This is a genomic window from Nostoc sp. LPT, assembly GCF_017115165.1.
Lineage (GTDB): Bacteria > Cyanobacteriota > Cyanobacteriia > Cyanobacteriales > Nostocaceae > Nostoc.
On the sequence record NZ_JABXKF010000090.1, the window covers coordinates 30281 to 53093 of the forward strand.

Sequence of the window (22813 nt, forward strand, 5' to 3'; positions counted from 1 at the left end):
AAAATTTCTCCTATATCACTGACCAATCTGAGCCAGCAAGTTACTCAAATTTTCTTGATTGATGTTTGCTGCCGAAAAGTCTGAAGGGGTATACTCTATTGCTTCTAGGGAGCGAGAATAGGTGATGAGAGATTTGAGGGCTTCGACAAAACTATGAGATAGTTTCTCTATAGTCTCGCGTCTATGCACATTTGTGCTGTAGCTAAATTCCAGTCTTAACTGACCTTCTTCATTAACCCATGCGGTCACGCCTAGCAAATGAGAACTAGTTCCTTTTGGACTGTACATTGATCCAGTGGATTCTTCAGTCGGTCTGAGCATAGAAGATTGATCAAAGCTTTTACCAAATTGACCAAGGTAGAGAAAAAATACCTCTGCTTGAGGAAGCGATCGCATTTTCTCTGTCAGTGTTGTATCCTCACTAAGGTAGCGTAGCGCTCCATGATCAATGGTTCTACTAGAAATGCAACGAAACTGCTCTTTTACGGCTTTCAATGCCTCCCCTGGATTCTCAGCACCCTCTAAATCCAAAAGCACAGGATAAAGAGTAGTCAGCCAACCTACTGTCCGTGATATATCCACATTATCTATAGTTGTACTTGCATCTCGCGCATCTTCTTCGGTATTAAACAGTAAACATTTTATGCCTGTCCATTCTGTAAAAGCTTGTACAAGAGCAGTCAACAAAACTTCTTGTGTATTAGTTCGATAAACTGCTAGAACCTCCTGAAGTAATGCCTGAGTTTCTGTTTCGCTTAACGCTACTGAGACACTTTCACCTGATGCTACAGTGTTAATGCCTCCTGGATAATCGATTGGTAAGGGATAAACCTGTTCGTAACCTTTGCTGAGACAGGAATTTAGGTTTTTTTGCAACTCTACTGATTGAGCGTATTCCTTTAGTCGCTCAGACCACTGTTTGAAAGAGGTTGTTTTCTGCGGCAGTTGAATTGCTTTACCAAGTCTGAGCTGTTGATAAGTAGTCTGAAGATCCTCTATTAAGATTCGCCAAGAACCAAAATCTACTGCCAAGTGGTGGATGATGATGAGCAAGCGGCTTGACTTATTGACACCCAAATCAAAAAGCACACCCCGCACAATTGGCCCATCTGATAAATTCAAACTAGCTTGTAGTTCCGTGGCGGTTGCTTCCATCAAAGATTTTTGAACATCAGGCGAAAACGCTGATAAATCTGTATGTGTAAGATTCACCTGTTTTTCTAAGTCAGTGCTCACCTGCTGCCAGCCATACTCAGAGGGGATAAACCGCAAGCGAAGTGCATCGTGATGTATAAATAAATGCTGCCATGCTTGTTCAAACAAAGCCCGATCGAGAACTTGCATTACCTCTACAAAGAATGCCATGTTCCAGTGGTGTGGTTCTGATAAATTCTGTTCAAAGAACCAGTGCTGGATAGGTGTAAGAGGAAGCGAACCAGTTACTAAGCCTTGTTCAGCCTGGACAACTTGTTTTGTGGTGGTTACCTCTGCCAGTTCGGCGATTGTCTGATGCTCAAACAATTGCTGAGGGGCAAGCCGATAACCTGCTTTAGCAGCTCTAGCACTGACTTGAATGCCAAGTACAGAATCTCCCCCTAACTCAAAAAAGTTATCGTCAATACCTACTTGCTCAATACCAAGGAGTTCTTGCCAGATATTGGCAATGGTTTGCTCTACCTCATTTCTAGGAGCAACATAGTCATTATCTAAATTAGGTCTTAAATAAAGTGAGGCGGAACTGGCTTTTTGTGCAACTTTAGAACCTTGACTAAATTCAAGTTGAATCCATCTTTTGATACTAACTTGTAAGTTTACTGTTGATGTGACTAACTGACTAAATTTTCTCAAGGATAAGGCACGTTTAAAAACCTCCAGACCTTCTTGCTTTGTCATCATCGAATCTGCACCTTTGAGTGAGGTTACTGATTTTGAGGATTCTTGAGTAATCCAATCCCCATAATTGATACTCTGCCAGGAGAAAAGACTTGTTTGGTTATGTTTATGTACAAAAGCATCAGTAAATAGATGCGCTGCTGGATAAGCAGCCATGCCCATTACCCCTAAAACAGATGCTAATGACGATATTATTACGCAGAAATCTAGCTCTTTTCCTTGGAGGATATTTTCTAATACAAATAATCCATAGCCTGTTGAGCTGAATTGACTTTCACACTCAGTTTTACTTATCTGTTGAATATTACTAAACAACTTTATCCCTGCTGCATGAATGACACCATCAATTTCACCAAAGCGGTTTGATGCTTGAGTCATTACTGCTTGCATTTGTTCGAGATTCGCAACATCGGCGCGGCAAATTAGAACTTCACTACCCAATGTTTCTAATGCTTGCACTTTCTTGATTTTGCGACTGATATCATCGTTATCATCATGAATTGCTAGCCATTGCGACCAATCTTGTTTTGCAGGGAAACTGGAACGCAATGTCAGAATTAGCTTGGCGTGTGCTGTTTGGGCGAGATATTCTGCCAGCACTAAGCCAATATCTCCCAAACCACCAACAATTAAGTAAACTCCTTCATCCCTGATGGGAATTGTTTCTTGATTTGGCTCTTCAATTTGTATTGGTTCAAAAGTTTGCACCCAACGATGTTTGCCACGGTAGGCAATCATATTCTCAGATGTTGTTTGAGTCAGTTCTGTTACGAGATGGTCTATGAGTTGACTGTTTTGGGATGTTATTGATTCAGGAATAACCACATCAATGTTACGACAGGTGATGTTCGTATACTCTTGGGGAATCACTTTACAGATTCCCATGATAGTTGCCTTTTGCGGGCACAAGTTTTCGTCGCCGTTTACCTCTTGCACATTGTTGGTAACAACTGAAATTTGGATAGTATCGGTAACTTCTTGTCTTCCCAACGCTTGTGCTAAGAAAAGTAGACTATAAAAACCATTATTTTGACATTCTTCAAAGAACTGATGGGATGATTCTGGTTGTGGGTTGGGGATGAGACTCCAAAAATGAGCGAAATGCCATCCGGCACGCTCCGCGATCGCATTTGGTTGAAAATCCCATAGTTTCTTCAGCAAGGCATCATAGTCACTACTTGCTTGGGGATTTATTGCGTAAGAGCGATCGCCTAGTTGTGTAAACTGCTCTCCAACAGTCACACTAATCACATCATGTCCTGCTAATTGCAACTGTTTGACAACTTGTAAACCTACTGCATCAGTATCAATAAAGACTAAATAATTTAATTTTTGTGGTGATTTCGCTCCTATCTGTGGAGAACGTTTCCAAGAAGGAATGTAAAACCAGTCAGCAATATCCGGTTTTTTCTGTAATGCTTGCGGCGATCGCATTGCCAAATTAGCTTCAGGATTAGCATCAATCCAGTAACGCTGAGGTTCAAAAGGATATGTGGGTAAGGGAAGGCGATCGCGTTGTTCATTAGCATAAAAACCAGACCAGTCTACCTTTACCCCTGCCAGCCAAAGGCGACCCAATGTATTCATTAAAAAGGCGACATCTGACTGTTGCTCATAGGAATGCCGCAAGGAAGGGAGCATCACTGATTTGGCTCTCTCGTCACTTTCTAGACATTGCAGTGCGAAACTACTCAATGCCTGACCAGCGCCAACCTCCAATAAAATCGGATGATCTTTTTTCCACAACTCTTGCACCCCCGAAGCAAAGCGTACTGCTTGGCACAAATGCTTCACCCAATAACTGGGATCTGTTGCTTGGTCTGCTGTAATCCAAGTTCCCGTGACGTTGGATAAATAGGGAATTTTCGGTGGTTTAAGAGTGAATGTTTGCACTAAATTGTCAAAGGTAGGTGCGATCGCCTCCATCATCACCGAATGAAAAGCATGAGAACTCTGTAAACGCTTCCCAACTAAACCTCTTTCACTCAATCGTCGTTCTACTTCCTCGATAGCATTTGTAGCACCTGCAATCACACACAACGATGAGCCGTTGATTGCAGATAGAGAAATCTTCTCATTCAAGAAGGGCTGTATTTCCTCCTCGGAAAGCCCAATTGCCAACATTGCTCCTTCAGGCAGATATTGAATCATTTGCGCTCTTTTCGCTACCAAAGTTAAAGTGTCTTCCAAAGACAAAACCTCGGCCAGACACGCTGCTACATATTCACCGATGCTGTAGCCAATCATTGCCGTCGGACGAATCCCCCACGATATCCACAATTGAGCTAAAGCGTATTCAATAACGAAGATAGCTGGTTGGGTGAGAAAGGTTTGATTCAGCTTTTGAGTGGCGACATCTAACTGTTCTGTTCCCCGACCTAACATTTTTCGCAAATCTAGCCCAGCAGAGAGAGTGCTTGGTTTATTTCCATTCTCACTGTTTCTATTGGTATACAGAACATCTCGCAAATCAGTACCAAGGTGGGGTTTGAGGAGTTCGCAACATTGGTCAACACAGGCGCGAAATGTTGGCTCAGTTTGGTAAAGTTCAAGAGCCATATTAATGTAGTGAGTTCCTAGTCCAGAAAACATGAAGGCAACAGGACGTTGTTGAGTTTTTTCAGTACTGGTGAGAACTCGCTTTGGCTCTTGAAGTGCGTTGATAGCATCTTGAATATCCCGACAGACAACTGTGCGCCGATAGTCGAAAGTTCTCCGTCCAACCTGCAATGTGTAAGCCACATCGGCAAGGTTTGAATCGGGATATTCTTGGAAATAATTAGCTAGATTTGTGGTAGCCGTTTCCAGTGCTGAATCAGTTTTGGCAGATAGCATCAACAACTGCCAAGGACGAGAGGAACTAGAAGCTTCGACAACTGGGGCTTCTTCAACAATCAGATGGGCATTGGTTCCTCCAAGTCCAAAGGAACTAACTCCTGCACGTCGAGGAGTGCCATGCGTCTCCCATTCCGAAAGTGTGGTATTGACGTAGAAAGGACTGTTAGCAAAGTCAATTTCGGGATTAGGCGAAGTAAAGTGTAAGCTGGGTGGTATCTGTTTGTGCTTGAGGGCTAAGACGGTTTTGATTAATCCCGTCACACCAGCCGCAGTGTCCAAATGCCCAATATTGGTTTTGACGGAACCAATGGCGCAGAATCCTTTCTTCTGGGTACTAGAGCGAAAAGCTTGTGTGAGGGCAGCAATTTCAATGGGATCTCCTAAGACTGTTCCTGTACCATGAGCCTCAATGTAAGTAATTGTCTCTGGTTCTACTTCGGCTATTACTTGGGCTGTTCTAATTACTTTTGCTTGGGTATCGATACGGGGTGCTGTGTAGCTGACCTTGAGTGAACCATCGTTATTGATGGCTGATCCTTTGATTACAGCATGAATCGTATCGCGATCGCTAAGAGCATCTTCTAATCGTTTCAATACCACAATGCCCACACCCTCACCGCCCACAGATCCTTTTGCTCTAGCATCAAAGGTACGGCAATGTCCGTCAGGAGACGCTATTCCTCCTTCTGTATACATGTATCCAGTTTTTCTAGTTGCACTGATAGCAACTCCACCAGCCAATGCCATATCACATTCACCATTGAGTAAGCTTTGGCAGGCTAAATGCACAGCAACTAATGAAGTTGAGCAGGCAGTTTGCACAGCATAACTGGGACCTTCTAAGTTGAGTTTGTAAGAAACACGCGTGGTTAAATAGTCTTTATTACCTGCTATTGTGAGTTGCTGAGGATCGATAAAATTTCTGATATTTTGATTTAGATAAATATTAAGTAAGTAGCTGCTCAAACTAGAGCCACCATAAACACCAACAGCACCTTTATAAGTTTGTGAATCGTATCCAGCACTTTCCAGCGCTGACCAAGCACACTCTAGAAAAATTCTGTGTTGCGGATCGGTAACTTCTGCTTCTCTAGGATTAAAGCCAAAAAATGAAGCGTCAAATAATTCTGCGTCTTCTAATATAGCGTGTGCTTTTACATAGTTAGGGTCATTTAATATCGATGAACTTATACCTGATGACAATAATTCTTCATCACTGAAAAAAGAGATTGACTCTCTTCCCTGTTGGATATTTTCCCAAAATTCATCAATGTTTTTAGCTTTCGGGAAACGTCCTGTTAAACCTATAATTGCGATTTCTGAACCATTTATTGAATTTGTCACTGTTGGAATACTCATAATTTTGCTGATTCCTTGAATATTTTCATTTACTTTTTTTAAGGAATTGTTTCATTTAATCTATATGTAACTTAATAACCAATTTTTATATTTTGAATTTAACGCCTTATGCGAGTTGAAACTCCAAACGTATATCAAAGAAAAATTTTTGCTCTAAAAATAGATTTATTTTTTTACAGAGGAATAGATTATGTTTAGGCATGGGTTTATGAAGTGTTAACTAAGTACTTAAATAAGTCATCAATGACTGCGTTCATTGCTAAAACATCAAAAGCGGACCAATAGTCTAAATCTACAATATAGACTTGATTTTGTTGAACTACCTTCAGTTTTTGCCACAAAGGAGATTGTTGCAGCTTTTCTAAAGCCTGTTCATAAGCATTATTTTTCCGAGTACAAAGGAATAAAATATCACCATCGATTTCGGATAAACGCTCGTAGGAAATATTAGGCATTACCCAAAAATCTCCCCTCTGTGCAGGTGGGCGTTTTAGTCCGATATCATCTAGAACTACGCTAGTAGAAAACTTTTTCCCATAAGTATACACTCCTCCAATTTCTGGATACGAAGTAGCAATAGATACTTGTATCTGATGGCGGCGATCGCCCAAGGCTTGTTTAAGTTGTTCAATTCGTTGCCAATATTCGTCGATTAACTGTTTTTTCTCCTGTTCCTTATCGAAGATCTTGGCAACATCTTCTAAATGTTTTTGCCAGGGAGGAGGTGGAGCAGAAACATCGATGACAACTGTGGGTGCTATCTTAGATAGCTGCGTATAGATATCCTGAAATTGGAACCGCTTAATCGACAAAATTAAATCGGGTTTTAATAGGAGAATCTTTTCTAAACTTGGTTGCTCGTAGGTTCCAACAGATTCAACTCCATCTGCTTTGCTTTGAAGATATTCTGGGAAAGATTTATCTAGACTCCGTGTATATCCAATGGGTTTGATACCCAATGCTAAGGTGCTACAGAAAGTACCCTTCCATAGAGTCACAACTCGTTGAGGGTTGAGAGGAATGCACGTTTCACCCATTGCATGTTGCACGATTCTGCAAGAGGCTTGAGATGCTTCTGATGAAGCAGGCGTTGTACCCCGCTCAATCGCCCTGCTACTACACGCTGAGACGATCGCGATTATGAGTAGTGATAACAATAGCTGTTGCTTTACCCCCCTCAATCTCGCCTGATAAGGGTGTGGGGAAGTTGGCATCGATTCCCTCCCCTTACCAAGGGTAGGGCTAGGGTGGGGTCGATTGACGCAACTGACGAATCGTCTCAGGGATCGCCTCCAATAACTCATCCAGTTGTTGATCCACCTGCTCATTCGTAAACCTCACTACACAAATTCCCTTTGCAAGGGCAGGGCTGGGGAGGGGTCAAAGCTCAAAGGAAATCGTCCCCTGCACCGTCAACGGATCACCCCGAAAAACTCGAAACCTATTGAAAGAAGTATCAAAGTAATCGACATCAAATAAATTCCTAAAATTAAGGGCAGCGCGAAACCGATGGCGCTTGTAAAAAATCGCAGCATCTGTCCTCAGATAGCTGGGTAGTTGAAAAGTATTTAATGTATCCCCTGGCCGTTCTCCGACAAAGAATAATCCCACGCCAGCGCCGAACCCTTGCAAAGTACCCCGTTGAAATTCATAGCTTGTCCACAGGTTAAAGGTATTTGCAGGGACATTACGAAAAGGAAGACCTATGGGAAGCGTGTTGTCCTCAGTAACTTTTGCATCGTTATAGGCATAGCCCGCAATGATGTTCCATCCCGGCAAAATCTCTCCTTCAAGGGTCAGTTCAACACCTCGGCTGCGCTGCTCACCCGTCTGAATCGAAAAGCCTGGTGGTACATTGGGTCTCTCGTCAGCCGTCAAAACATTGGTACGGGTCAGATCGTAGAGAGCCAGAGTTGCTGAAAATCGGTCATTCAAATCTGCCTTGACCCCAACTTCATATTGGGTGCCGCGCTCCGGTTGAAATACACCATCATCAAAGCTGGTGCCAATCGTTGGGGTAAATGAGCGACTGTAGCTGGCATAGAGTGAAATTGGCTTAACTGGCTGATAGACAATACCGACACGAGGGCTAAATGCATTGCCAGACTGACTTGTTTGTGTATTAGCGAGCCGATCCTCGTCAGTTTGACTAAAAGTATCAAACCGCACGCCCAGCAGCAGCTTTAAATTTTCAGCCAGTGTTATCTGGTCTTGAACATAAATGCCCAGTGCATCTATTGTGCTAAAATCATCAGTACTGAAAGGATCATCACCAATAGGCTGACCATATACAGGATTGAATAGGTCAATTGGAGATGCCTGAAAAGTAGACCTAGCTTGTCCGAGTTGCCTCCTAGTGAGATTAATGCCTGTTACCAATTGATGACCAATGCTACCCGTAGAAAACTTACCAACAGCATAGGTGTCAGAGTTCAAAAATCCGCCGTAATAGTCATCATTATCAGAAAAGCTTCGGCTCAGAGTCCGGTTATCGTCAGCTAAGGCGGTACCGAAGGTAAATCTCCTATGTTGCCCAGTTTGCGTAAATCTCAAGGCATTTCGTAGCTGCCAATTTTCGCTAAAGCGATGTTCGAGGTCATAGCCAAGTCGAATCGAATACGAACTTTCGATATCATCCCGCTCACCCACATTCCGGTTACGTGGTATTTCTCCATTTGGATTTGGCAACACTGTTCCCACAAGCGGGAGACCAGAGGATTGATCGGCAGATTGTGGTCGATCAACATATTCGGCTGCTAGAGTTAATTTTGTGCGATCGCTAATCTGCCAAGTGAAAGTAGGTGCCACAAAGTATCTCTGTGCGTCGTAGAAATCAAAGAAACTTTCTGTAGTTTGAGCTGCCAGGTTCAGTCTGTACAGTACAGTTCGGCTGTCATTGAGCGGTCCGGAAAGGTCAATAGCACCGCGATAAAAGTTGAAACTACCCGCAGAAGCTGACAACGAATAGTAGGGTTCACTCAATGGCTGTTTGGTTACATAGTTAACAGATCCTCCTGGCGCAGCTTCACCATAGAGAACGGAGGAGGGTCCTCTGAAAACCTCAATCCGTTCGATCCCTGCCGTCTCAAAGCCAATTATACTATCACCTGTACTTTCGCTCAACCCATTCCTCAAGACATTATTGCCAGAAGAAAAACCTCGGAGGAAAACAGTTGAATCAAACACTGATTTGGAGGTAGTTCCAAATCCTACACCAGGTACATTTCTGAGTGCTTCAACTACACTAGTGACGTTTTGATCCCGTAGCACCTGTTGAGGTATAACCTGAATCGATTGGGGAATATCGCGCAGGGGTGTGTCGGTTCGGGTACCTACACTGGTATTAGGTACACGATACCCATCTTCCTCACCCGTCACGACTAATTCAATCGGGTCATCCGCTTGTGCCGATGGTGTTTCCTGGGGTGTTTCATTCGCTGGCTGCTCAGGTTTCGGCTGTTGTGGTGGCTGCATTGCAGTTGTAGCAGCTGTAAAACCAATAATCAGCCCTTCATCCCCATCAAACAACTCCACAACTGGCAATCCCGCCTCACCCGCCACTGTCACCCGAATAGTATTGGCATCCAGATTTATGACAGTTATCTCAGTAATACCCTCAACTGGGTTTTGGGAACGGAATGTGAACGAATCACCACTGGGTAAACGCAATTGAGCATTAGGAATATCAGCAATAAAGTTATTATCAGCACTGCGATTGGTGATTTGGAGTTGTTGTCCTTGAGTTGTCTGTAAAATCACCTCCACACCTTTATCAGTGGGATTAGCTTTCACCCCAGTCACCTGGATAACATCTCCTTGGGAAGGGGGATTAGTTGGTGTTGGCGATTGCACTAGCATTTGGGCGCTAGTGCTGGGACGCTCGATCTCACTGAGTTGGCGAATCTCTCTAATTGAATGGGAATTACGTAGTACCGATGCCACAGATTTACTCTGTATTTCTGACTTGGGTAGTTCTTGAGCAGTTGCGCTCATTGCATACCACAACCAAACAGAACTCGTCACTAATAAAATTTTCGATAACTTCTTTGTTCCCATTGGCTACTCTACACACCTGGCTCTACTATGCTGACTAAAGAAAATTAATCTTAGTAGCATATGAGTTATTTACTATGATTTCAAAAATAATCTTACAGGAAATGGTTCAGCAATTGCAAGTCTTTATCAGTTGTAATTTACAAAACTAGTTACATAACGATCCATCCTTAAATATTTTCAAGTGATTTCATTTTTTGCAGACGCTTTCTTTGTTGAGCTTTACCATCAGCAATTTTTTCTGTGACAACATCTACTACACCAGAAAATAGTTTTCCATTTTTGACTTGATTAAAATAATCTACTAAAGAGCTTATGGTCGGATATCTAAACAGGTCGAGGATAGATAAATCACTCTGAAATACTTCACGCAATTTGCTATGAACCTGAACCAAAAGCAGCGAATGACCACCCAGTTCAAAGAAGTTATCATGAATTCCTACGTTCTCAACATTCAGCACTTCTTGCCAAATATTGGCAATAGTTTTTTCTACATCAGTTTGGGGTGGCTGATAAATTGCCTCCAATTGTGGACGTGCTGTATCAGGTGCTGGTAAAGCTTTGCGGTCAACCTTACCATTAGGCGTGAGTGGTAGTGTCTCCAATGTGACAAAAGCTGCTGGCACCATATAGTTTGGTAGTTTCGATTCTAAGAAGTGACGCAGTTCCGTAATTGCCAATGTTTGTTCATGTTGTGGAACTACATAAGCTACTAAACTTTGAGTATGTGCTGTCACGACCGTTTCTCGAACTACTGGGTGTTGGCTAATGAGTGCTTCAATTTCTCCCAACTCAATGCGGAAACCACGGAGTTTAACTTGGTGGTCAATTCGACCAATGTATTCTATTTCTCCACTTGTTAAATAGCGTGCTAGGTCTCCTGTTTTATAAAGACGCGCAGATGGTTTATCACTAAAGGGATTAGGAATGAATTTCTCTGCTGTTAAGTCGGGACGGTTTAAATAACCTCTACCTATTCCCACACCACCAATATAAAGTTCACCTGGTACGCCGAAAGCAACAGGATTAAGATACTTATCAAGCAAATAAATCTGGATGTTTGCAATTGGGTGACCAATGGGAACTGTCTTTTGGTTATTAACACGATCTTGACACTGCCAAAAAGTCACATCTACAGCCGCTTCTGTTGGACCGTAGAGATTATGCAGTTGGGCATCAAGTCGATTAAAAAAGCGCTGTTGAAGTTGAACTGGCAATGCCTCACCACTTACTATTACCCGCACTAGAGACTGACATTTTTCTAACCCTTCTGTTTCAACAAACACTTGCAGCATTGATGGAACAAAATGTAAGGTTGTAATTTGTTGCTGTAAAATCAAGTTGACTAAATAGTTGGGTTCTCGATGACCTTCTGGTTGAGCTACTACTAAACGCGCACCTGTCATCAACGGCCAGAAAAATTCCCAGACTGACACGTCGAAACTGAAGGGGGTTTTCTGCAAAACACTATCTGCTGTTGTTAATTGGTAAGTGTCTTGCATCCACAGTAAACGATTGCAGATTCCCCGATGGGTATTCATTGCACCTTTTGGTTTACCTGTAGAACCGGAGGTGTAGATGACGTAAGCTAGGTGATCGACTGTGATCTTGCACGCCGGATTTCTTGGGTTTTCATTGGCGATTAGTTCCCAATTGCTATTGATGCAAATTACTTGAGCTTTGTGATTTGGTAGACTTTCTACTAGATATTGTTGTGTTAACAATACGCCTGGTTGGGAGTCTGCTAACATATAAGCCAAGCGTTCTTTGGGATAACTAGGGTCTAGTGGCACATATGCACCACCTGCTTTCAGGATGGCTAATAGTCCGATGACCATAGAGAGCGATCGCTCTACACAAATTCCCACCAATACCTCTGGTTTTACTCCCAATGAACGCAAGTAATGTGCCAATTGGTTAGCTTTCGTGTTGAGTTCACAGTAGGTTAATTGTTCCGATTCAAATACTACTGCTACTGCATCAGGTGTGCGTTCTACTTGCGCCTCGAATAACTGATGAATGCAGTGTTCTTGAGGATATTCAACTTCTGTATTATTCCACTCCAGCAGCAACTGATGCTGCTCAGAGTTACTTAAGAGTGCTAACTCTGACAACCGCTGCTGTGGATTAGCAACAATTCCAGAGAGCAACGTTTGCAAATGACCCACCATCCGGCTGATTGTGCTTTGCTCAAATAAATCAGTATTGTATTCTATACTTCCAACTAACTTAGAGTCTATTTCACTCATGTTTAGGGTCAAATCAAACTTAGCACTATCACTATTGCTTTGTAAAGAAGTTAAAGTCAAACCAGGCAACTCTAAGGCAGACATCGGTGCATTCTGAAGCACAAACATCACTTGAAACAGTGGTGTATGGCTTAAGTTTCGCTGTGGTTGCAGTTGCTCAACTAACAACTCAAAGGGCAAATCCTGATGTGCATAAGCTCCTAATGCTACTTCCCGTACCCGTTTTAGTAGTTCCTGAAAGCTGGGATTTCCTGCTAAGTTAGTTCTCAGTACTAAAGTATTGACAAAAAATCCAATTAACCCTTCTATCTCCGCTCGGTTCCGATTGGCGATGGGTGAACCAACTACAATATCTTCTTGCCCTGTGTAACTCCATAGCAGTGTTTGGAAACCTGCCAGCAACGTCATAAATAAAGTACTTCCCTGCTCCTGGCTTAATTTATTCAGAGCAACAGAGAGTTGCTTGGATAACTCAAATGAGTAAGTTGCACCCCGGAATTTCTGAATTGCTGGTCTGGGATGGTCAGTGGGTAACTCTAATACTTCTGGCGCATTTTCTAAGTGCTTTCGCCAATAAGATATCTGAGTTTCGAGTACTTCTGTTTGCAACCATTGTCGTTGCCAAACCGCGAAGTCAACATACTGTATTGGCAGTTCAGTTAAGGGTGAGGGTTGTTCATTACAAAAGGCTTGATAAAGTGTTGCCAACTCTTGCACCAGCACACCGATTGACCAACCGTCAGAGACGATGTGGTGCATTGTCAGTAGTACGATGTGTTCTTGGTCATTAAGACGTAATAGTTTTACTCTCAGCAGCAAGTCGCTCTTGAGATCAAAGGGTTGTTGTGCTTCTTGTGTAGCCTGTTGTTTAATTTCGGCTTCTTGTTGGTCTGAAGGTAGTTCGCTAATATCGAATATTGACAAGGTTAGGGGCTTTTTTTCAGAGATGACAGCTATTGCTTGCCCTTGTGTTGTTTGGAAATTGGTTCGCAGCGTTTCATGACGACTGATAATTTCGTTAAAACTTTGTTGTAATGCTTCTACATTTAATTTTCCTTGTAGGCGAACAGCAGCAGGAATATTGTAAAATGGGCTGTCTGGTTCTAATTGGGCTAGGAACCATAATCTTTGTTGGGCAAATGATAACGGTAATTCTGGCGATCGCTTAATCCACTCAATCTTCGTCGATTCAATTCCTGAGTCTACCTTAATTGCTTTTTCAATTTCTTTTGCTAATCCAGCTATTGTTGGTTTTTCAAATAAGTAACGTAAAGGAAGTTCGATTTGAAATACTTGTCGGATTTGGGAAATCACGCGAGTTGCGATTAACGAGTGCCCTCCTAATTCAAAGAAATTATTATTAATACCTACTTTGTCTATACCAAGTATTTCTGCCCAAACACCTGTTAATAAATTCTCAATTGGTGTGGAAGGAGCAAGCATCTGAGATGATGATACCTGTGTCAAGTCAGGTATAGGTAGCGCTTTACGGTCAACTTTCCCATTGGGTGTAAGTGGTAGTGCCTCCAATGTCACAAAAGCCGATGGCACCATGTAGTTTGGTAGCTTTGACTCCAGAAAGCACCGCACTTCAGAAATTGCCAATGTTTGCTCTTTTTGGGGGATTACATAAGCGACTATTTGTTGAGAATCTGCTTGTGAACAATGAACTGTAACTACGCTTTCTTGGACTCCTGGGTATTGGCTAATCAGTGTTTCAATTTCTCCCAACTCAATGCGGAAACCACGGAGTTTAACTTGGTGGTCAATTCGACCAATGTATTCTATTTCTCCACTTGGTAAATAGCGTGCTTTATCTCCTGTTTTATAAAGACGCGCAGATGGTTTGTCACTAAAGGGATTGGGGATAAATTTCTCTGCTGTTAGTTCAGGACGGTTTAAGTAACCTCGCGCTAGTTGGTCACCACTTACATATATCTCACCAGGTACACCTACAGGAACAGGTCGCTGGTTATCATCCAGTATGTATATCTGCGTATTAGCAATTGGATGACCAATTAAGACAGATGTTGATAGAGCTGCTTGCGGGCTAATGCTATAACAAGTGACATCCGCAGATACCTCTGACGAACCGTAAAGATTTAATAAGGTACTATCAGGCAAACTCTGCCGAAATTGCACTGGCAGATCAGTAGATAGTGCTTCACCACTGCTAATCCACAATTTTAACTTGGGTAACTGTAGCTGTAAAATCTCACACGTACTCAACAGTACACGTAGTAATGAAGGAACAAGGACTACCCGTGTAACATGATTGTGGGAAAGAGTGGTGATAAACTGTTGTGGGTCTTTAACAACAATATCGGGGACAATTACTGTAGTTACCCCTTGTAGTAATGGTCCAAAGATTTCCCATACTGAATCCACAAAGTTTAAAGATGTTTTCTGGCAACAAATTTCTTGCTCTACAAAAGGATAATTCTGCCACATCCACTCAAAGCGATTGATAGCACCCTTATGCAAACCAAAAACTCCCTTTGGTTCTCCTGTAGAACCAGAAGTGTAGATAACATAAGCTAAATTGTCAGCTTCCGAACTACTGATAGGGTTGTCTTGCTTTTGCTGGGTAATGATGTCGAAGTCGTTGTCTAGGCAAACTACCTGTGCTTTGTGTTCAGGAAGTTTCTCTATGAGGTGTTGGTGCGTTAGTAATACTGATACTTGAGTATCCTGCAATATAAAGGATAGACGTTTTTGGGGATAATTAGGGTCTAGTGGGATGTATGCACCACCTGCTTTGAGGATAGCTAATAGACCAATGACCATAGAGAGCGATCGCTCTACACAAATGCCCACCAACACCTCTGGTTTTACTCCTAGCTTTTGCAAGTAATGCGCTAGTTGATTTGCTCTGGTGTTAAGCTCCCAATAAGTTAGCTGTTCATCTTCAAAGATTACGGCAACAGCATCAGGTGTGCGTTCTACTTGAGCCTCAAACAACTGATGAATAGATTGTTGTTGGGGATACTCAACCAACTGATGAATAGATTGTTGTTGGGAATACTCAACAGAGGTATCATTCCAGTCCACCAGTAATACCTGCTGCTGGGCTGGTGTTAAAAGCGGCAAGTTCGAGAGTCTTTGGTCAGGATTAGCAACAATACCTTCTAGCAAAGTTTGAAAACAGCTCAACATTTGGGTAATGGTAACTTCATCAAATAGAGCCACATTGTACTCCATAGTTCCAATTAGCCCTTGCTCAGTTTCCACCATTTCCATAGCTAGGTCAAACCTCGCTGTTTCTTTTTCAAACTCCAAAGGACTAACGCTTAAACCTGGTAGTTCGAGAGTTGTTCTTAGGAAATTCTGAAGTTGAAACATCACCTGAAACAAAGGTGTATGGCTCAAATGCCGCTCTAGCTTGAGTTCCTCCAGGATTTGCTCGAAAGGCAGATCCTGGTGAGCATAAGCTTCTGAAGCAACTTGACGCACTCTTGCCAAAAGCTCCCGAAAACTGGGATTGCCTCCAAAGTAGGTACGTATTACCAAGGTATTGACAAAAAATCCAATTAACCCCTCAGTTTCAACCCGATTGCGCCCGGAGACAGTAGTGCCAACTAGGATGTCTTCATGCTCAGCATAACGGTGAAGCAACGTCTTAAACGCCGCTAGCAACGTCATGAATAGTGTCACTCTCTCCTGCTGACTAAGAGCCTTAAGGGCCTCGGTTAGGCTTTTAGAAAGTTGCAAAAACTGCGTTGCACCTTGGTAGGTCTGAATAACCGGACGTGGATGGTCAGTAGGTAATTCTGTCACGGAGGGAGCACTAGCCAACTGCTGCTTCCAATAAGCTAGTTGCGTCTCTCGTCCCTCTTGTTGGAACCACTGGCGCTGCCAAAGAGCAAAGTCCACATACTGAATGGGGAGTTCCGGAAGCAAAACAGGGCGATCGCTGTTAAAATCTTTGTAAAGTGCTGACAGTTCCTGAATCAATATACTAAGCGACCAGCCATCACAAACAATGTGGTGGATTACGAACAGCATCACATACTCAGTTTTGCCCAATTGCAGTAGCATCACTCGCAGTAACGGACCTTTAGTTAAATCAAAGGGACGCTGAGCTTCCTCGGTAGCCAGTTGCTGAACTTTACGTTCCCGCATCGTTGGCGGCAACTCTTGGATATCTACCACTGGTATTGTCAAGGTTAAAGTTGGGGCAATTACTTGCAGCGATTGACCATCGACTGTAACAAATGTAGTGCGTAAGGCTTCGTGACGCCTGACGATTTCGTTGATGCTACGCTCCCACGTTGACACGTTGAGTTGACCCTTCAGGCGCATGGCTTGAGCAATGTTATAGGCAGCGTTATCAGGGTTTAATTGGTAGAGCAACCACAGTCGCTTCTGGGCAAACGATAGGGGAAACGAATTGGATTCTCGACTTTGGGGTGCGATCGCTATTGGTGAGAAGGGATTTCCTTTTTTTTCATTCAACTTTTGCAGCAGAAGCTTGCGTTTTTCTGGAGAAAGATTGGCGATGCGTTGAGAAAGTTCACTCATTTGACCCCTTGACCTCAATTAAACGCTTCTCTGAAACAAGTAGTGTTTGTACATCATCCTCTGATAGTTGTTCTATGTCTGCTAAGGCTGCAACTAACACGTCGCGATCGCTTTGGTCAGTTAGTTTTTGGATCAGCACCTCAGCTAACTGGGCTATAGTGGGTGCTTTAAAAAAGCTCTGATAAGGCAGTTCTACCTCAAAGGTTTTGCACAGTCGAGAAACAAGCATAGTAGCAAATAAAGAATCTCCTCCTAACTCAAAAAAGTTGTCATAGATACCCACTTGTCCAATACCCAAGAGTTGTTGCCAGATGTCAGCAAGGGTTTGTTCGACCTCGTTACGAGGAGCAACATAAGCATTTCCCAGATTGGGACGGGGGTAAGTTTGTTTGGCTTGACTCAGCTGCGCTAATTCCTCTGACAAAGACTTGACAGAATCCTGCGGCTGAATTAAGCCCTGAAAATCTTGTGTTGATACAATGACTTGAGAAACTGTATTACTACATAGAATACGTCTAAATGCCTCAATGCCTTCTGAAGTCGTCATTCCTGCCGTCAAAGCTTCTCCTGTTATCTGCTGATGTCGTGCTTCGACAGCAGTTGCCATTCCTAAATTGTTCCATCTATCCCAGTTAATAGATATGGTGAACCTGTTATGTTGATAAACGCTATAGTGAGCGAAAGCGTCAAGGAAGGTGTTTTCAGCAGTATAGTCTACCATCCCTGGTGTGCCCCGAAATGAACTTTGTGATGAACACAGTACAAACAAATCCAGTTTGGTATCCTGAAACAAAAGATCGAGAACTATTGTTCCCGCAACTTTTGGTGCCAAAGCAGTTGCTGTAGCTTCTCTTGTTTTTAGTTGAATCATGCCTCCCCCAGGAACTGCTGCTGCATGGATTACCCCATTGATCTGACCAAATTGCTGATTCACTTTTTTGATAACCACCGACATCTGTTCGGGGTTGGCAACATCAGCACTAAGCACCATCACCTCTGCGCCCAATGCTTCTATAGCCTGCAATTTGTGGATTTTACAGCTGATGCTATCCTGTCGAGCATGAGTTGATAACCATTCTGACCACTCGTGTCGGCCAGGAAAAGCTGAACGCCCCAGGAGTATCAGTTTTGGATGTACGGTTTGTGCTATGTATTCTGCTAATACCAGACCAATGCCTCCTAGCCCACCCGTAATCAAATAGACTCCCTCTTCCCTTAATCGAGCATTTCCCTCAACTCTTCCATCTAATCGGATAGGTTGAAAGTCCTGCACCCAGCGATGATGCCCACGGTAGGCTATAACTTGGTCAGATGTTTGGGCACATAACTCGTTCAACAGTTCTTTGATAAATTGTTCCTCTTGCCAACTTTCATCTGAGGGAATAACGATATCAATATCAATGCTACGACAAGTGATATTTGGATACTCCATTGGAATAACTTTACACGGCCCAAGAATAAGTGCCTTTTCTGGGCATAGCGTTTCTGAGCTTGTCACCTCCTGCATATTGTTTGAAACAATTGCAATTTCAAGCGAATGTGTCTGATTGTTTTCATTAAGTGCTTGCGTTAAAAACAGTAGGCTGTAAAAGCCTAAATATTCAAACTTTTCCAGGGACTCAATTGATAATTCTGTGTGCAGATTTGGTGTGACACTCCATAAATGAACGATCGCATTTGGGACCTTGTTCAGTGCGAGAAGGTCTTTGAATAGTGCGTCGTAATCATCCCGTTGTCGAGGGTTAATGGTATATGCTTGTTGAGACGATTTATTCTTTCTAGCAAATTGCTCTCCAACCTTGACTGTAATCACCTCGTGACCATAAAGTTCGAGATGTTGCACCATTTTATCACCCAAGCCACACTCATCGGTAAACACTAACCAACATCTTGGTTGAGTTGCTTGAACTTTTGAGTCCAAAGGCTGTGGTAGCATCGAGCGTTTCCATGATGGAATATAGAACCAATCAGCAATGTCGGCTTTCTTGTTTAATGAGTCTTGATGCATCTGCTCGGCTTTTTTTTGCTCAAGCAACAGGGTGAATGCTGACGATGCCGATAAATCCGGTGATGTCGAAGCTTGAGCCACCAGAACATCGTGCCCAAAAGCTTCAGTTTCAGATAGAGCCACTACCTCAACAAACCCATGCTCGCATAGTGCTTCCTCCCACTGCTCTTTTGATAAAAACGGATTTCCTTGGCTGCGTTGTTCATCCTCAAGCGGATTCATCAGCAGACCATCAGTCATGTCGAACTCTATCTGAGGTTGTGTGATTTCCCAAATCAGGAAAAAGCCTCCAGGAGCTAACAGAGAGCGTACATGCTCTAAGGTTTGTGCCATGTTTCGAGTAACGTGCAGCACATTGACAGCTACTACTATATCAAAGCTGTGTGTTGAGTAACCCTGCTGACTTGGAGGTTGCTCAATATTTAACAAGCGATATTCAACAAAAGGATAGGCGCTAAATTTTTGTTCAGCTAGTTGTAGGAACAAACCACCTACGTCCGTAAAGGTGTAATTAGTTTGCTTTGATGGCAAAATTGGGAGCAGAACTTCTGTAGCAATTCCTTTTCCACCCCCGATTTCCAGAATTCTCAGGTTGACATCTGGTGGTAATAATTTCACCACTTGTTCTAGACTTGCCTGAATAATCCCTTTGTAGTACTCATATAAGGATAACTTTTGATTTAAGTCTTGTGGTGTCTGTGTTGGTCTCTTTTGAGCCAAAGCTACATACAACTCTAACGGTTCTTGTTTACCAGTTAGTATAGTTGCCAAATTTTCTCCACACTGCTCGACAACATCTACTACTTCGGGTGTATCAGCAAATCGGACTCTTACTTCTTCTAAAAGAGTATTAATATCTGTTGAAAATGGCACAAAATTGGTAAATAATTCCCGATCTTGCTGTAGTTGACCTTGCTCTACAAGTACGTTCAGCCAACGACACAATAATTGGTAGTAGCGAGGAATAATTTGAGATTGCTCAAACAACTTCTCTATGGAATACTGTTTGTTTGCATTGCTAAAAGCACCTAAACGCTTGAGACCAAGGTTGATGTAAGCAGTGCATAAATCCTCTAAGCATTGTTTGTTTGCCAGATATAATTGCTCATCAAATTCCTTAACTCCTGCAACAGCTTGAGTCTGACCAGCCTTAACCAAAGATTTCCACAGCAGGGAATTGAGAAGCTTGTTGGTCTGTCTTGCATCCTTTGTTACGTGTCCCAAGGAAGCCTGTGGTTCAATCCAGTAACGCTGACGCTCAAATGGATATGTGGGTAAAGGCAAGCGATGACGCCGTTCATGGGTGTAAAAACCAGACCAATCTACTTCAAATCCAGAAAGCCACAACTTACCTAAAGTATTAAGTAAAAATGCGACATCCGACTGTTGTTCGTGCGGGTGTCGCAGTGATGTCAGCACTACCAATTCCTCTTTTTGGTGTTGTTTAGCCAAACTACTCAGCGTCCGTCCTGGACCAACTTCTAAGAGTATTTGCTGTGCTTGTTTGAGCAACTCAGTGATACCTTGGCTGAAGCAGACTGGTAGTCTTGAATGCTTAGCCCAATAGTTGGGGTCTGTTGCTTGTGCTGCCGTAATCCAAGTTCCGCTGACATTAGACACAAACGGAATTTTCGGTGGATTAAGTTTTATCTTTTGTAAAGATTGGGTGAAAGTCTCGATGATGGGTTCCATCATTTGAGAATGAAAGGCGTGAGATGTATGCAAACGTCTACAGCTGGCACCTGCTTGTTGTAACTCCTGTTGCAATTGGTCTATTGCTTTTTCTGAACCTGACACCACACAAGAAAAAGGTGCATTGCTTGCAGCCAGAGAAAGGTTTTCATCAAGACAAGATTGTATTGCTTCCTCAGAAAGCGCTACTGAAAGCATGGCACCAGGCGGGAGCTGTTGCATAAGTCGTCCACGAGTAGCAACGAGTTTTAAAGCATCTTCAAGAGAGAATACACCAGCTAAAGTTGCTGCTACATATTCCCCAATGCTATGACCAATCATTGCTACAGGAAATATACCCCACGCCATCCACAACTGAGCTAGGGCATACTCAATGACAAAAAGTGCTGGCTGAGTAATATGAGTTTGTTGCAATTGCCGTACAGCAACTTCTATCTTTTGTTCATCTGGATATAAAATAGTACGTAAATCAACGCCAAGATGAGGTTTGAGTATTTCACAGCACTCATCTACATGTTTGCCAAATCCTGACTCAGTATCGTATAATCCTCGAGCCATATTGACATACTGTGAACCTTGACCGGGAAACATAAATACAGTCTCTCGGTTGCATGGTTGTTGAAAGTTGGTGAATATCCTCTGTGGGTCTAAGTTCTCTAAAACTGTAACTGCATCGTCAAAATTCTCACATACAAACATTCGACGATGCTCAAAAGCTCGACGACCAACTTGTAAGGTATATGCAACATCAGCCAAGTTCAAGTCTGGATGTTGTTTAAGGTGAGTAACTAAATTTGTCGTCGCAGTTTCTAGTGCCGAATCAGTTTTTGCACAAAGCAATAACAACTGCCAAGGGCGAGAAGGACCAGAAGGTTGAGTAGGCGGAGCTTGTTCAACAATTACATGAGCGTTAGTTCCACCAATACCGAAGGAACTAACTCCAGCACGGCGAGGAGTACCGTTAGTCTTCCACTGTGAAAGTGTAGTATTAACGTAGAAAGGACTGTTGTGGAAGTCAATTTGAGGATTGGGCTGCTGAAAGTGCAAGCTAGCTGGGATCTGTCTGTGTTTGAGAGCGAGTACAGTTTTGATTAATCCAGTAACACCAGCAGCAGCGTCTAAGTGTCCAATATTGGTTTTGACTGAACCAATTGCACAGAATCCTTTGTTGTCAGTAGTAGCACGAAAAGCTTGGGTTAGTGCTGCAATTTCAATCGGGTCTCCCAGAGGAGTTCCTGTTCCGTGTGCCTCAATATAGCTAATTGTCTCGGCATCAACTTCAGCAATTGTTTGAGCTGTTCTAATCACCTTTGCTTGGGTATCGATACGAGGTGCTGTATAGCTAACTTTGATAGCGCCATCGTTATTGATAGCTGAACCTTTGATAACAGCATGGATGCAATCTCCATCGGTAAGAGCATCTTCTAATCGCTTCAAAACTACAATACCTACACCGTTACCGGAAGCAATTCCTTGGGCTTGTGCATCAAAAGCACGGCAGTGTCCATCAGGAGATAAAATACCCCCTTGTTGGTATAAATAGCCAGATTTTTGTGATGCACTGATTGCAACACCACCAGCTAAGGCAATATCACATTCGCCGCCAAGCAGACTTCGGCAGGCAAAATGTACTGCAACTAATGAAGTTGAACATGCAGTTTGAATATCTACAGAAGGTCCTTCTAGCTCTAATTTATAAGAAACTCGTGTTGTGAGAAAATCTTTATCACTGGCAAGGAGCAGTTGAGAATTATCAATAGAGTTTCTCAGATTTTGATTTGAATAAAGATTAAACATATAACTGTTCATGCTGGAACCAGCATAAACCCCAATTAAACCTTGGTAATTTTGAGAATCATAGCCAGCGCTTTCAAGAGCCTGCCAAGCACACTCCAAAAAAAGACGCTGTTGGGGATCGGTAATTTCTGCTTCTCTAGGATTAAAGCCAAAGAACGAAGCGTCAAAAAATTCTACATCTTCTAACTTACCCGCAGATTTAACATACTGAGGATTATTCACTAAGGTAGGGTCTATTCCAGAAGATATTAGTTCTTCATCCGTGAAAGTAGTGATTGACTCCACACTATTTTGCAGATTCTGCCAAAATTCCTCAAGATTTTTGGCACCAGGAAAACGACCTACCATGCCAATGATTGCTATTTCTAAACCATTCTGACTGAATTCTGAATGAGTGCTCATT

Annotated in this window: 5 protein-coding genes; all 5 read right to left on the reverse strand. The window is 42.7% G+C overall.

Annotated features, from left to right (window positions below):
* Positions 1-15: 15 nt before the first annotated feature.
* The 5 genes from HWQ58_RS18545 to HWQ58_RS18565 all read right to left on the reverse strand — a co-directional run bounded on the left by HWQ58_RS18545 (position 16) and on the right by HWQ58_RS18565 (position 22812).
* Positions 16-6090, reverse strand: a complete 6075-nt coding sequence (locus tag HWQ58_RS18545; protein WP_292865615.1) for a type I polyketide synthase — start codon at positions 6088-6090, stop codon at positions 16-18.
* Between the two features lie 206 nt (positions 6091-6296).
* On the reverse strand, positions 6297-7304 hold the full coding sequence (locus HWQ58_RS18550; protein WP_292865618.1) for an iron-siderophore ABC transporter substrate-binding protein: 1008 nt from the start codon (positions 7302-7304) through the stop codon (positions 6297-6299).
* A gap of 166 nt (positions 7305-7470) precedes the next feature.
* Positions 7471-10083 (reverse strand): TonB-dependent siderophore receptor, encoded by a 2613-nt coding sequence (locus HWQ58_RS18555; protein WP_292865621.1) that lies wholly within the window; start codon positions 10081-10083, stop codon positions 7471-7473.
* Positions 10084-10313: 230 nt separating this feature from the next.
* Complete coding sequence (locus HWQ58_RS18560) at positions 10314-16913, reverse strand: non-ribosomal peptide synthetase (RefSeq protein ID WP_292865624.1); 6600 nt, start codon at positions 16911-16913, stop codon at positions 10314-10316.
* Positions 16906-22812 (reverse strand): type I polyketide synthase, encoded by a 5907-nt coding sequence (locus HWQ58_RS18565; protein WP_292865627.1) that lies wholly within the window; start codon positions 22810-22812, stop codon positions 16906-16908. Before HWQ58_RS18565 ends, HWQ58_RS18560 begins: the two co-directional genes overlap by 8 nt.
* Position 22813 lies beyond the last annotated feature (1 nt).

Excerpts from the sequence above, each read along its gene's own strand:
- HWQ58_RS18545 (WP_292865615.1), bottom strand. The coding sequence starts at position 6,090 with ATGAGTATTCCAACAGTGACAAATTCAATAAATGGTTCAGAAATCGCA.
- HWQ58_RS18550 (WP_292865618.1), bottom strand. The coding sequence starts at position 7,304 with ATGCCAACTTCCCCACACCCTTATCAGGCGAGATTGAGGGGGGTAAAG.
- HWQ58_RS18555 (WP_292865621.1), bottom strand. The coding sequence starts at position 10,083 with ATGAGCGCAACTGCTCAAGAACTACCCAAGTCAGAAATACAGAGTAAA.
- HWQ58_RS18560 (WP_292865624.1), bottom strand. The coding sequence starts at position 16,913 with ATGAGTGAACTTTCTCAACGCATCGCCAATCTTTCTCCAGAAAAACGC.
- HWQ58_RS18565 (WP_292865627.1), bottom strand. The coding sequence starts at position 22,812 with ATGAGCACTCATTCAGAATTCAGTCAGAATGGTTTAGAAATAGCAATC.